Source organism: Catenibacterium sp. co_0103, assembly GCF_004168205.1.
GTDB lineage: Bacteria > Bacillota_I > Bacilli_A > Erysipelotrichales > Coprobacillaceae > Catenibacterium > Catenibacterium mitsuoka_A.
Window position 1 is genome coordinate 33,029 of record NZ_RCYB01000011.1, and the last position, 12,160, is coordinate 45,188.

General features: G+C 43.1%; 14 protein-coding genes, 1 tRNA gene and 1 pseudogene. 4 read left to right on the forward strand and 12 right to left on the reverse strand.

Features of this window, described 5'->3' with window-relative positions; all coding sequences use genetic code 11:
• Positions 1–51: 51 nt before the first annotated feature.
• Positions 52–125, reverse strand: a tRNA-Trp gene (locus EAI80_RS03335).
• Positions 126–221: 96 nt separating this feature from the next.
• Between EAI80_RS03335 and EAI80_RS03340 the strand changes: the two genes are divergently transcribed.
• Complete coding sequence (locus tag EAI80_RS03340; RefSeq protein WP_129980921.1) at positions 222–575, forward strand: hypothetical protein; 354 nt, start codon at positions 222–224, stop codon at positions 573–575.
• A gap of 37 nt (positions 576–612) precedes the next feature.
• Here EAI80_RS03340 and EAI80_RS03345 read toward each other — a convergent pair whose 3' ends face one another.
• Entirely contained in the window at positions 613–2,052 is a 1,440-nt protein-coding gene (locus tag EAI80_RS03345) for a family 1 glycosylhydrolase (protein WP_129980922.1), read from the reverse strand.
• Between the two features lie 130 nt (positions 2,053–2,182).
• Between EAI80_RS03345 and EAI80_RS03350 the strand changes: the two genes are divergently transcribed.
• Genes EAI80_RS03350 through EAI80_RS03360 form a run of 3 tightly spaced genes read left to right on the forward strand, consistent with a single transcriptional unit; the run spans position 2,183 to position 3,925 of the window.
• Positions 2,183–2,569 carry a GntR family transcriptional regulator gene (locus tag EAI80_RS03350; protein WP_129980923.1) on the forward strand — a complete coding sequence of 129 codons (387 nt, stop codon included), beginning with the start codon at positions 2,183–2,185 and terminating at the stop codon, positions 2,567–2,569.
• Positions 2,556–3,374, forward strand: a complete 819-nt coding sequence (locus tag EAI80_RS03355) for an ABC transporter ATP-binding protein (RefSeq protein WP_129980924.1) — start codon at positions 2,556–2,558, stop codon at positions 3,372–3,374. Before EAI80_RS03350 ends, EAI80_RS03355 begins: the two co-directional genes overlap by 14 nt.
• Complete coding sequence (locus EAI80_RS03360; protein WP_129980925.1) at positions 3,371–3,925, forward strand: ABC-2 transporter permease; 555 nt, start codon at positions 3,371–3,373, stop codon at positions 3,923–3,925. The genes EAI80_RS03355 and EAI80_RS03360 overlap by 4 nt, the downstream gene beginning before the upstream one ends.
• Here the strand turns inward: EAI80_RS03360 and EAI80_RS03365 are convergent.
• From EAI80_RS03365 to EAI80_RS03420, 10 genes and pseudogenes are all read right to left on the reverse strand, one after another.
• On the reverse strand, positions 3,848–5,704 hold the full coding sequence (locus EAI80_RS03365) for a recombinase family protein (protein ID WP_001820670.1): 1,857 nt from the start codon (positions 5,702–5,704) through the stop codon (positions 3,848–3,850). The genes EAI80_RS03360 and EAI80_RS03365 overlap by 78 nt on opposite strands.
• Before the next feature lie 54 nt (positions 5,705–5,758).
• Positions 5,759–5,950, reverse strand: coding sequence for a hypothetical protein (locus EAI80_RS03370; protein ID WP_001820669.1), 192 nt, complete (start codon positions 5,948–5,950; stop codon positions 5,759–5,761).
• Positions 5,951–6,021: 71 nt separating this feature from the next.
• Entirely contained in the window at positions 6,022–6,252 is a 231-nt protein-coding gene (locus tag EAI80_RS03375) for a PC4/YdbC family ssDNA-binding protein (protein ID WP_001206986.1), read from the reverse strand.
• Positions 6,253–6,297: 45 nt separating this feature from the next.
• Complete coding sequence (locus tag EAI80_RS03380) at positions 6,298–7,152, reverse strand: ParB/RepB/Spo0J family partition protein (protein ID WP_000743700.1); 855 nt, start codon at positions 7,150–7,152, stop codon at positions 6,298–6,300.
• 8 nt (positions 7,153–7,160) lie between these two features.
• Positions 7,161–8,126: a MobV family relaxase gene (gene mobV / locus EAI80_RS03385; protein WP_001820668.1), complete on the reverse strand. Its 966-nt coding sequence runs from the start codon at positions 8,124–8,126 to the stop codon at positions 7,161–7,163.
• 524 nt (positions 8,127–8,650) lie between these two features.
• Positions 8,651–9,676, reverse strand: coding sequence for an AAA family ATPase (locus tag EAI80_RS03390; RefSeq protein ID WP_001170964.1), 1,026 nt, complete (start codon positions 9,674–9,676; stop codon positions 8,651–8,653).
• Positions 9,677–9,830: 154 nt separating this feature from the next.
• Positions 9,831–10,305, reverse strand: a pseudogene (locus tag EAI80_RS14010) (sigma-70 family RNA polymerase sigma factor).
• A gap of 83 nt (positions 10,306–10,388) precedes the next feature.
• Positions 10,389–10,814, reverse strand: a complete 426-nt coding sequence (locus tag EAI80_RS03400) for a sigma-70 family RNA polymerase sigma factor (protein WP_000323895.1) — start codon at positions 10,812–10,814, stop codon at positions 10,389–10,391.
• Between the two features lie 94 nt (positions 10,815–10,908).
• A complete protein-coding gene (locus tag EAI80_RS03405) occupies positions 10,909–11,418 on the reverse strand; it encodes a sigma-70 family RNA polymerase sigma factor (RefSeq protein ID WP_105116765.1) in 510 nt (169 codons plus the stop codon).
• 490 nt (positions 11,419–11,908) lie between these two features.
• Positions 11,909–12,082 carry a cysteine-rich KTR domain-containing protein gene (locus tag EAI80_RS03420; RefSeq protein ID WP_002779755.1) on the reverse strand — a complete coding sequence of 58 codons (174 nt, stop codon included), beginning with the start codon at positions 12,080–12,082 and terminating at the stop codon, positions 11,909–11,911.
• Positions 12,083–12,160: the final 78 nt, after the last annotated feature.

A 12,160-nucleotide genomic window follows, 5' to 3' on the forward strand; every position in this document is an offset into this window, starting at 1 on the left:
ATAAAATAAACAAAAAAAAAAACGAACAAATTAATGTTCGTTGTTTACAGATGGCAGGGGCTACAGGAATCGAACCCGTATCAACGGTTTTGGAGACCGATGTTCTACCATTGGACCAAGCCCCTAAGTTAAACTGCTTGTTTATATTACCATACCAATTTCTAAAAAGCAATAGTAAAATACATAAGAAAATGATATTATTGTATGAGTGAGGTGAGTCTATGTTTTTTAAACGCAAAGAAGCAGTAAAAACAATTGAATTTAATCATGCTTATGAAGAATTTCAAAATAATATGAATATTATTCTTTTATGTGTAGATGATGATTTAAAGTTTGATGTCAGACATCCAGTTGATGCACAATGTTATCCTGCTAGATTAATTGATCAGCATGCAAAAAAGGATCTTGATCCTACTGCAACATATTATGTTTATGCACTTGCAGCTGGTACAGCACATGAAGGAGCAAGAAAATTAGTCAAAGCTGGATTTAAGGTCTTTGATTTAGGATCTTTAGTAGATTTCAAAGGACCTGAAGAAGGTAATTCTGTCAAACAGAAAAGACATAAACATTAAAGAAGGACTATAAAATTCATAGTCCTTCTTTTTCATATTATTTTAAATCTTCACCATTTGTTTTGATGACCTTCTGATACCAGTAGAATGATTCTTTTCTACGTCTAGAGAAGTCACCTGTTCCATCATCATATCTTTCTACAAAGATAAAACCATAACGTTTAGCCATTTCACCAGTAGAAGCTGATACTAAGTCAATACATCCCCAAGGAGTATAACCTCTTAAATCAACACCATCTAATACTGCTTCATGCATCTGTTCAATATGACTTCTTAAGTAATCGATACGATAATCATCACGTACTTTACCATCTTCATCAATCTTGTCATATGCACCTAAGCCATTTTCTACAACAAAGATAGGTTTCTGATAACGATCCCAGATTTCATTTAATGAATATCTTAAACCAATTGGGTCAATCTGCCAGCCCCAATCACTTGCCTTAAGATATGGGTTTGATACACCACCTAGGATATTACCTGAACCTGCTTCTTTACTCTTATCTGCTGTCTGACAATTAGACATATAATAAGAACATGTATAGAAATCAACTGGACCAGCCTTTAAGATATCCTCATCTCCTTCTTCCATAACGATGTTGATATTATTTTCTTTAAAGTATCTCTTAATATAGTTTGGATAAGCACCACGGCACTGTACATCTGAACAGAACCAGTTCATTAAATGATTCTTTTCCTGATTCACAATCTGATCATGAGGATCACATGTCAAACCATAGCTAGTGGCCATAATCTGCATACATCCTACCTGATAATTAGGATCAATTTCATGAGCCATTTTAACTGCCAGTGCACTTGCCACAAACTGATGATGTAAGCCCTGGAAACGATTCTGAGGATTATCTACCTGTTCCATGAAATTCATTGTCTTGATTTCATTTAAAATACCCTGTGATAAGAAACCACCCATTGGTGTAGTCGCTGAGTTGATTTCATTGAAAGTCAACCAGTATTTTACTTTACCTTTATATCTAGTAAAAATCGCTTTACAGAAGTTTAAGTAACAGTCAATCATACGACGATCTGCCCAGGCATTCCATTTCTTAGTTAAGTTAAATGGTACTTCATAATGTGAAATAGTAATTAATGGTTCAATATTGTATTTACGACATTCATCAATTAATTCTTCATAGAACTTTAAACCTTCTTCATTTGGTGTTTCTTCATCACCATTAGGGAAAATTCTAGTCCATGCAATTGAGAAACGATACATCTTGAATCCCATTTCTGCGAATAATGCGATATCTTCTTTAAAACGATGGTAATGATCAATCGCATCATGTGAAGGATAGAAAGTACCTTCTTCTAATACTGGTGTAATGCGTTTACTTACTGTTGCACTTCCTCCAGTACATACATCAGGGCAGGAAACACCTTTTCCACCTTCCTGCCATCCACCTTCTAGCTGGTTGGCTGCAGTTGCGCCACCCCAATAAAAGTCTTCTCTAAAACTCATTATTTTGTCCTCCTTATTTTCAAGAGTATACTATCAAACATTTAAAGATTAAGCTTATTATTTTCATAATTTGAATTTTATATTGCACAGTGTTATATACTGTTGTATACTGTTTATAGGAGGAAGAGATATGCATATTATCATTAATCATTCATCAATGGTTCCTATATATGAGCAGATTGTAGAAGCTATTAAAGAAGCGATACTTTCTAATCAGTTATCCCCTAATGAAGCACTCCCTTCAGTACGTGCTTTATCTAAAGAATTAAAGATCAGTGCTTTAACTGTAAAGAAAGCCTATGATTTCTTAGAAAAAGAAGGCTATACAACAACTGTTCATGGAAAAGGAAGCTATGTGTTAGAGGTTTCTCAAAATGAAGTAAAAGAAAATTGTTTAAGAGAAACAGAAGAACTATTATCTCGTGCTATAGAAAAAGGGAAGTGTTCTGGCATTACTTATCAGGAAATGCAGGACATGTTATCTCTTATTATGGAGGATGTTTATGATTCACATTGATCATTTGAAAAAGAGTTACGACTCATTTACTCTTGATTGTAGTTTAGATATTCCTAAAGGTATTATTACTGGAATTATAGGAATGAATGGTGCTGGTAAGAGTACATTATTCAAAAGTATTCTTGATATTAATCCTATTGATGAAGGAAACATACAGATACCTGATAAACAGGATATTGGTGTTGTATTAAGTGAAACAGGATTCAGTGAATTCTTTACTGTATCCGATATAATCAGTATTCTGAAATGTACTTATAAACGTTTTGATGAAGATTTGTTTCATTCTTATTGTCAGCGTTTTGATATCCCTTTAGATAAGAAAACACGTACATTCTCTACAGGTATGAAAGCAAAACTCAATATCATTATTGCCTTAACACATCATGCAAAATTACTGATCTTAGATGAACCAACTGCAGGACTTGATGTTCTTACTAGAGATGAAATACTTGATATACTAAGAGATTATATGGAACAGGAAGATTGTACTATTCTTATTTCTTCTCATATATCGAGTGATTTAGAATCATTATGTGATGATCTTTATGTAATTGATCATGGGCAGATCATCATGCATGAAGAAATGGATACACTTCTGTCTCAATATGGCGTGTTAAAGGTATCTAAAGAAGATTATGATAACTTAGATAAAGATTATCTGCTGGAAGTAATGAAAGAACCATTTGGTTATTCATGTCTGACTAATGTTAGACAGTTCTATAGTGAAAACTATCCTACCATTGTGATTGAACAGAATCATATTGATACAATGATTCCTATTCTATTAAAAGGAGAGCGCTTATGAAAGGACTACTCAAAAAAGACTTATTATTACTCAAGTCTCAAATAAAGTATATTGTAACGATTGTTGTGATCTGTTTAATTATGGCTTATGCAAATTCTGGATTTGCGTATATTTCTAGTTATCTTACATTTATGGGAACAGGACTTGTCTTCAATTCATTTTCTTATGATATGTATCACAATGAGATGACTTATCTCTTTGCCCTACCTTTCAGCAAAAAAGAATACTGTTTAGAAAAATATATCTATGCACTCACTGTCACATTCATATCATGGCTGATTGCATTCCTTATAAGTTCCGCAACTCATATTAACTTAGAAACAGTGATTGTCCAGCTTGCCATGCTCTTTTCTGCTTTCATATATATTTCTATCACGATTCCTGTAATAATGAAATATGGTCGTGAAAAGGCAACTATTATTGTCTTAATGTTGATGCTTGTTTTATTTCTTGCAGCTGCAAGTGGTGCGACTTCAGTCGGTCATTTTTTGCGGACAGTTCATACATGCTATCCTTTTCTGTTCTCTGCTCCTGCGTTTGCTCTCGTTTGATTTCTCCCTCCGTATCTTCTTGGCACAAGCAGGACAATACCTTGATGCACCAGAGCCCGGGACATATTCAACGCCGCACACCGTACAATTTTTAGCGGGCATTGCTGCCCACCGTTTTGTAGGTATGATATGTAATTCATCGACAAAGCCGATGAATTTATAGTAAATCTTGATTTCCTGCTTCACTGTTCCGTCTGCCATCTTCTCACGCTCCGAAACAAGTATCTTGTCTATGAGTGCGTTTATAACTGTTGCATCCAGTTCTTTTAAGCCTTGATAATTTCGGATAAGGGCGAGGAAGTCACGGATTCCCCGTGATTTCTCGTAGCTTTCATTAAGAGTTTCCGTCACCTCTTTCAGCCTTGCTTCAATTTCAAGCTGCTCTTTCTGGTATTTCCCCGACATCATCTCAAAATTCCGCTCGGTAATACGCTCCATGACCTTATCCTCGTAGAGAGAGGAAAACAGCCTGTCCAGTTCCGCAAGGCGTTTGTTCAGCTTCTTACGTTCTTTCTCTAATGCTTTCGCCCTGCTCTGGTCTGTTTCCGTGAGCCGCTTTTCTATGGCCCTGACCGCCTTTTCATCATTCACTGCCATATCCGCAAAACAGTTGATGTCGGCAAGAACGGCATTGAATAAATCCCTTGCTTCTATATTGTGGGCACTACACTCGCTTCTTCCGTTTCTTGCATAATTATTACATGAATACTGTACACAGTCGATAATCTCTGGGCGTTTCCTCCTGTGTACGTTCATTGCCCGCAGAGCACATCCGCAGTCCACACACTTGATAACGCCTGCAAAAATATTTACAAATCCTCCCTTGTTCTGTGGAAGCCTACGACTTGTAATAAGCTGTTGGACAATATCAAATTCCTCCTGCGTGACTATTCCCTCATGGGTATTGGGTATCACTTCCCATTCTTCGGGCAGCTTAGAGGGGCGTTTCTTGCTTTTCATATTGGCGGCAATCCGTTTGTAGCCTACAAGATTTCCCGCATATATCGGGCTTCTTAAAATGCTCCTCACGCTGTTCCCACTCCAAATATAGCGTTTGTCCTCGTTCCCCTCAAAATGACGTTCAAAGCCTGTTTCGCCACGCTCCGCCGCATAAGCGGCAGGGCGTAGGATATGCTGTTTATTAAGATGTCTGCAAATTTTGGCAACTCCATTCCCTTTTAATGCAAGGTCGAATATCTCTTTTACAACATGTGCCACTTTATCATCTATCAGCAGATGGTTGTGGTCGGCAGGGTCTTTGATATAGCCATAAGGGGCGGTAGTTCCCATGAATTTCCCCTGTTGAAACCTCGCCCGATATGCCGATTTTATCTTAACAGATATGTCAGCGGCATACATTTCGTTTAAAATGTTGCGGAAAGGCGTGATGTCCATAGCAGATTTATTCAAGGTATCTACGCCGTCATTGACCGCTATATACCTCACGTTATGCTCTGGGAAGAAAACTTCCAGATATAACCCACAATCAAGATAGTTTCTCCCCAGACGGGATAAATCTTTCGTAATCACGCAGTTTATCAGACCGCTTTCAATGTCTTTTATCATATTCTGGAAACTTGGTCTTTGGAAATTTGTACCAGAATAACCATCGTCCACATACGTTTTTGCTATGTGCCATCCCTGCTTTTTCACATAATCCGTGAGGATGGATTTCTGTGTCGCAATGCTCGCACTCTCGTTATCCGTACCATCGTCTTTAGATAAGCGGCAATAAATGCCGACTAAATAGATTTTCTTTTCTTCTTTGATTCCTGCCATACTGTAAAACCTCCGTATCTGTCCTATCTGTTTTCATGTCCCATTGCGTACATTCTAAGCGGACAGCCCCTCATTGTCGAAGGTGTCGCCCTCGGCAATCTTCTTCCGAATATCCTCGGAGATAATCGGGACAAACGCTTCTGTAACGGTCTGTGTGCCGACATATTCACGGCTGATTATCATCTGCACTGGTGCTTTTGGCACGATACGCTTTCTCTTTTTATCTGCTTTCTTATCCTCGCCCATACTTAAATCTTCCTTTCCAGACAGGGCAGGGAAGAGTTTGGAAATGTCCCCGCCCTGCCAATCAGATACCATTAATCCTCGCTGTTTAATTCTTTCTGTAATGCTTTAAGGAGTGCCGCCGCTTCATCAGCGTTCAGCGTGATTCCCTTGCCGCACTTTTCACGGTTCGGGGAAAAGCTGCGGATGTCATACTTAGGCTCTTTCCCATTCCATGAAATGAGATTGATTTCCTTTGTGTAGCCACTGTCGCCCGTAGACAATACTGCGATTTCCTTTACGATTTCATACTGGATTTCTCTCATTCTCCATACCTCAACTCTCTGTATTTACTTCCCGAAAAAAGAAGATTAGCGGCTGTCACGGTTGCGTTTCCTCTGCAACTCACGCTCCAAAAGTTTGATGATGGTTTCCTCCATCTGCTTCGGCGTTGTGTTCTTCGGAAAGTATTTTTTCAGCTTGCTTGTGTTGATTTTCAAGGTTTCTTTCTGGTTGCCCTTTTCCTCCGTCATAATCGCAAATATCGTATCCATGTCAAGCCGCCCGCTCTGGCTTAACTGTTTCATCCGCTGTGCCTGTGAGAGTGAGGGCGTTGCTTCTTCGCTCTCCATCGTGGCAAAGAGGTTTTCCTGCTCGTCTTTCTTCAAGAAGGACAGTTCCACCGCAGGCGTGAGGGCGATTTTCCCCTCGTCCACCATCTGCAAAATCGGCGGTATCAGTTCCGTCAGGCGGATAAAACGCTGCACGGTCATCCTGCCCACGCCGAAGCCCTGTGCCACCTTGTCGTCCGTCCGCAACTTCGTCACAACTTGTGACGAGGTTAAGTCTGTGCGGAAACCCTGCCGCTTCATGGCTTCGGATTTCATCTTGTAAGCAAACGCCCGCTCCGATGGCAGGATATTCTCACGCTGCAAATTGCTGTCTACAAGGGTGATGATGGCTCGGTCACGGTCTAAGGGCAGGACAAACGCAGGCACGGTATTTATCCCTGCAAGTTCAGAAGCACGGACACGCCGCTGTCCTGCAATCACTTCATAACCGTCCCCGTCCTCTTTCGGGCGTGTGATTATCGGCGTGACAATGCCAAATTCCTTGATGCTTTCCGCTAACTCTGACAGTGTTTCATCTTCTGCCACATGAAACGGATTGTCGGGGAACGGGTACAAGTCTTTGGTCTTTAACACCTTAAAATCCTGTTTCTTCATTCACATATCTACCTTTCTTTCGCTCTGCTTCTATGATTTTTCTGCAATTCTTCCAACACTTCGGGCGGTATTTTTGACAGCAGCCGCCCCATCTGCTCGTTGGTTCTCTGCAATTCAAATATCTTCTGATTCGCTTTCTGCACCTTTAGTTCCTGCTCGTACTTTTCATCACGCATACGCCCCGCATAGTCTGATTCCTGCCCAATTCTCTCTTTCAAACTGTCGATATACGCCTGCTGTTTCCCGATTTCCTTAGAGAATTTCTCCACGTCTGGCAGCCATGCAGAGAGTAAATCTAACGCTTTATCCCTTTTCTTCCCTGCGTTAAAGGCGTTGATGTCGGATAGGGCAGACACGATTTCTTCATACTGTTTATCAAGCCTGCCGCCTAATTTATAGAGCCATGTGGGGACGTGTTTCCGCTTGGTTTCCATTGAGGACTGCCCCCGTTCAAGCTGATTCCACCGTGAGGACATCCGCTCATGGTAGGCGGTCTGCCACTCGGATAATGATTTCTGGTTGCCTAAGATAGCTTTCGCTGACAGCTTATTGTCTGGCGTAATCGGCACAAAGCAGAGGTGCATATGGGGCGTTCTCTCGTCCATATGGACGACAGCGGAGAGGATATTCTGCTTTCCAACACGCTCCGAAATGAAGTCAAGAGCCGTCTGGAAATACGCTTTTTGTTCTTCGGGCGGTAACTGGTTCATAAATTCTGGTGAAGCTGTGATGAGCGTTTCCACCATCATCACGCTGTCTTTCCTTGTCCTGCACCCCGCTTCGGCTACCATGCGGTTAATCTCTTTCTTGTAGGTGTACTTTGGTGGTGCTATGAGATGGTAATTGTTTTTAGAGCGTTCCATATCTATATCTGGGTTGCTTTTGTAGGCTTCTTTCTTCCGCTCGTTATGGCGTTCACAAGCCGCAACGCCGCCCGCTTTTCGTTTCTGGAAACGCAGGATTGCATAAGGCATAGGCGGATTCCTCCTTTCTTTCGGCGGGTGACCGTCCTTTGGGGTGACAGCGGTGACGGTGGTGACAGCAGTTTTGGGATACCCCCTGCCGACTGCCGCAACTGTCACCCTCACCCCCTGCATGACGGTCATGTCGATGATGACGGTGTTTTTGGGATACCCCCCTCGCAAGAGCCGTCACCGTCATGCCGCCATTCTTTTATCCGAAGCCGTAAGGCGTAGGATAGCAGGGCACAGCCCTGCCTTAAGGGAGTCCAGAGGGAACGTCTGGCACACGACTTTGCAGGGCAAAGTGTAGTGTGTTACACCCTGTAAACGCAGTCGGAAAAATCGGAATGATTTTTCTGACCGCAGGGGTGGTTTTACACGACCGAAAAGGGCGAGTAAATCTCACGCCTGCATTTTGCGTTTACGGGGTGTTCTCCCGTAGGGATGACAGCGGCAGGGTATCCTAAAATCACTGTCACCACCGTCACTGCTGTCACCCGCAGGGCAGAGCCGCCAGCTTTACATGGCTTTAAGCGTCAATGACAGTAACAGGGGGGTATCCTAATATCGCTGTCACCACCATCACCGCTGTCACCCGCCCTCCTTGCAAGGGCAATCCGCCTGCCGTCTTTCCTGCGGCTGTACTGGTAGCAGATACGGTTCTCGCTTAAAAATGTGGTGCGGTATTCATTCAGCCATTTCGTAATCACCGTGGGTATGGTTTCCGTTTCCCCCATAGCGGCTAACAGTTCCGTTGCCGTGCCTATCCATTCTTCCTTATCCCTCATAAAATCCACCAACCGAAAAAGGACATCTGGTATCGTTTCTTTCGCAAGCTGCTCCTGCGTTTTCCGCTCCACAAGCTCCCAACGGCAATCACGGAAACGCAGCGTGTATTCCTGATAAGGCGTGTCCCTGCCCGTCACATACAGCTTGGCGGTGTCAGACGCACGTTTCTCCTTTTCCAGAACAAAGGTAGCGTCCGCACTCCCCGTTAATCCTGTCGTCCCAGACACCTTGTTGAACACGTCGCTGTCATTCTGCTTTCGGATGTGGTGTACGACAATGACCGCCAGAGAGTGCCTGTCGGCAAAGTCTTTGATGAGGGAGATGTCCCCATAGTCGCTTGCATAGGCATTGTCTTTTGAAGCTGTACGGACTTTCTGCAAGGTATCAATGACAATGAGCCTGCTGTCTGGGTAATCTTTCAGATAATCTTCAAGCTGCACGATAAGACCGTCTGACAGCTTGCAGCTTGCCACGGCAAAGTGGAGCCGCCCGCTTGCTTCGTCCGTCAAACGAAATAACCTGTCCTGTATGCGGCAGAACGTGTCCTCAAGGCAGAGGTAAAGCACATCGCCCTCCATTGTCGGCATATCCCATAAAGGGATTCCCTGCGACACGCATAAGCATAGCTTCAGCATGAGCCAGCTTTTGCCTATCTTCTGTGAGCCGCAGAACAGCGATAAGCCTGTCGGGATAAGGCTGTCCACCACAAAGGATGGTTTCTCAAGCGGTTCATAAAGGAGCGTTTCGGCGTTGACTGTCTGTAACTTCTGCATGGCTTTCCTCCTTTCGGGCGGTGTCTTTGTTTTCGTTGCACATAGGCGTTGACCTCCTTAAAAATAGATTTACTCCCACGGAAAAAAGTGAGAGTATGTAATGCCGCCAATCCCACACAAATAAAAAACAGATTTCTTTTTCGGGCGGTGTCAGTCACGGTTGGAGATATTTCTTCAATTTCCGCCTTTACTTTCTCCTTTGCAATCGCAACAGATTTCTGTATTGCCGAAGCGGTGCAATGCTCCATAGCGGCGATTTGGTAAAAATTGAACTCATACTCGTAGTAGAGCAGGAAACGCCGCCTTTGTATCTCTGGAAGGCTCCCAACCGCCTTATAGAGCGTTTCATTCCGTTCTTCCTCAACCATGCGTTCATCAAGGCTCTTAGGCACACGCAACGCCCGTCTGTAAAGGGTTTCGTCCCATACCTCGTTAAACTCCCTGTGCCGCTCGTCCCATTAGAAAAGATTCCTGTTCCTGCGCTCCATCTGCCGAAACTCCATAAAGAACTGTTCCGACACTTCCAACTCGTGGGATTTGCCCTGCCCGTCCTTAAAGCTGATAAAATACCTTGTGCCGCTTTCCGTGGATTCCTCCCGAAGCGTGTATGCCTTAACCCTGTATGCCATCCTGTTGTCCTCCTGCAAAAAATGAGTGAGGGGATTTCCATCCCTCACCCAGTAGCCCGCAGGATGGCAGGCTGTTTTAGAAGCTATAAAATTTTCCGCAGCTTCTTCCGCAGATGGTCTAACCTCGCATAGATGGCACCAGTCGTCAAATGCACAAGCGGGGCAATCTCCTTTGTGGAATACCCCTGCATTTTCAGCAGGACGATTTTCAAGGTACGCCCGTCCACCGTGACTAATACTTGATAGAGATTTTCGCTCTCAATCTCTTCCAGTAACTCCGCAACCGTACCCACTTCCGCCTGCCGCTCCCTGCCTGCCATGTCCTCAAGATATTCCGCAACGTCATTCGTCCATCGGTAAAACCGCCTGTTGGAATTGAAATCTGCCCTGTCCGCCATGCGTATCTGCTCAATGGTCGCTTCATCAACGCCGCACTCACGCAGCAGCTTTTCCTCCGCTTCTTTCCAGATACGCCATTTCCTGTCCTCCCGTCCGTGGTTGTATGCCATTCTTACTTCCTCCAATCAGAATTGATTGAGAGGGCAGAGAAAAGCCCCCTCATCTTCCCAAAGGAAAAAACAAGGGGGCTGAACGCCTTAAATTTTAATTTTCTATTATCTTTCTTAGTTTTATTAGGATTCTGGCTTTGCGTTTGTTTACAACGCTCTGGGTTATGCCCAACCTCGCCCCGACTTCACGCTCGGAAAGTCCGTCAAAAAAGATTGCCTGTATCAGCTCCTGTTCACTATCCGACAGCAAAGGCAGGGCGGCTTTCAGCCTGTCCACCATGACCGCATTGACAACGGTTTCTGCAATGTCCACCGCTTCATCAGTGATAAAGTCCAGAGGATTCCCCTCGCTGTCCGTAAATCCGTCGAGAGATAGCAGTCTATTCTTTGTATCTAATTTTTGCAGATAACGCCACCGTTCCTTGTCACGGTAGAAGTCTGTGTATTGCTCCCTCACGACTTCAAGCAGACAGCCTTGAATGGGGATAAACAGCTTGTCCATATAGGTCTGGTCGGATTCCCTGCAACGGCAGAACTCCGTGTAGGATAATTCCACATAGCCGCCACTTTCTCTGATATATACCTTTCTTGGTGCATATTTCACCATAAATACCTCCCATCTGAATTTTTGAAATGTAAAAAATCCAGATGGAGAGGCGGAGAACGACACCGCATATCAGAAACAGCCCTACGGCACTTTCCAACAAAAATCGACAAAAGAAAAACCGCAAAGGCTCTGTGACCTTTACGGTTATAGGAAATAGTAATTCTATTGTATGGAGATTGTACTTCTACTTTCAAGGTGAGAAGTACCGTTGCACTGGCAGAAATTTTTTTAACTGGTTTCCTGCCGTTCTCTGATATGCTATGTATTGATAAATTTTGCTTCGTATGAGCAGATAGATAACTGCCCGAAAAAAGGACATAAAAAAATCCCTCCAAATTTAAAAACAAATTCAGAGGGTAATTTAGGGTATAACAAAATAACCCACCCGAATATCGTTTTTTTTATTTGGTGAGTTTGTTCTTTCAAATACGAAACAAAAAGAGCCGATGATTCGTGAATTGTTCCACAATTTCATCGGCTCTGCGTCTTAAGCGTCTGGCTCTTTGATGACAGTTATCTTCAAGTTGTCAACTTTAATCAATCTTTCTTGTCTGCATTTTGGACAATAAAGGGGATAATTCTCCAAAACAGTGTCCTTCCTAATTTTATTACGGGTTTTGCTCCCACAAACAGGACACAATATCCATTCGCATTTCATCATAATTTCCTCCATTTCCCCGCGCCTTCGTTGCGCGGACACAAATATATAACCAAACTCAAATCCACCAAAACTATAGTG

Excerpts from the sequence above, each read along its gene's own strand:
- EAI80_RS03365 (WP_001820670.1), bottom strand. The coding sequence starts at position 5,704 with ATGGCAGGAATCAAAGAAGAAAAGAAAATCTATTTAGTCGGCATTTAT.
- EAI80_RS03420 (WP_002779755.1), bottom strand. The coding sequence starts at position 12,082 with ATGATGAAATGCGAATGGATATTGTGTCCTGTTTGTGGGAGCAAAACC.
- EAI80_RS03370 (WP_001820669.1), bottom strand. The coding sequence starts at position 5,950 with ATGGGCGAGGATAAGAAAGCAGATAAAAAGAGAAAGCGTATCGTGCCA.
- EAI80_RS03350 (WP_129980923.1), top strand. The coding sequence starts at position 2,183 with ATGCATATTATCATTAATCATTCATCAATGGTTCCTATATATGAGCAG.
- EAI80_RS03355 (WP_129980924.1), top strand. The coding sequence starts at position 2,556 with ATGATTCACATTGATCATTTGAAAAAGAGTTACGACTCATTTACTCTT.
- EAI80_RS03400 (WP_000323895.1), bottom strand. The coding sequence starts at position 10,814 with ATGGCATACAACCACGGACGGGAGGACAGGAAATGGCGTATCTGGAAA.
- mobV (WP_001820668.1), bottom strand. The coding sequence starts at position 8,126 with ATGCCTTATGCAATCCTGCGTTTCCAGAAACGAAAAGCGGGCGGCGTT.
- EAI80_RS03380 (WP_000743700.1), bottom strand. The coding sequence starts at position 7,152 with ATGAAGAAACAGGATTTTAAGGTGTTAAAGACCAAAGACTTGTACCCG.
- EAI80_RS03340 (WP_129980921.1), top strand. The coding sequence starts at position 222 with ATGTTTTTTAAACGCAAAGAAGCAGTAAAAACAATTGAATTTAATCAT.
- EAI80_RS03375 (WP_001206986.1), bottom strand. The coding sequence starts at position 6,252 with ATGAGAGAAATCCAGTATGAAATCGTAAAGGAAATCGCAGTATTGTCT.
- EAI80_RS03360 (WP_129980925.1), top strand. The coding sequence starts at position 3,371 with ATGAAAGGACTACTCAAAAAAGACTTATTATTACTCAAGTCTCAAATA.
- EAI80_RS03345 (WP_129980922.1), bottom strand. The coding sequence starts at position 2,052 with ATGAGTTTTAGAGAAGACTTTTATTGGGGTGGCGCAACTGCAGCCAAC.
- EAI80_RS03390 (WP_001170964.1), bottom strand. The coding sequence starts at position 9,676 with ATGCAGAAGTTACAGACAGTCAACGCCGAAACGCTCCTTTATGAACCG.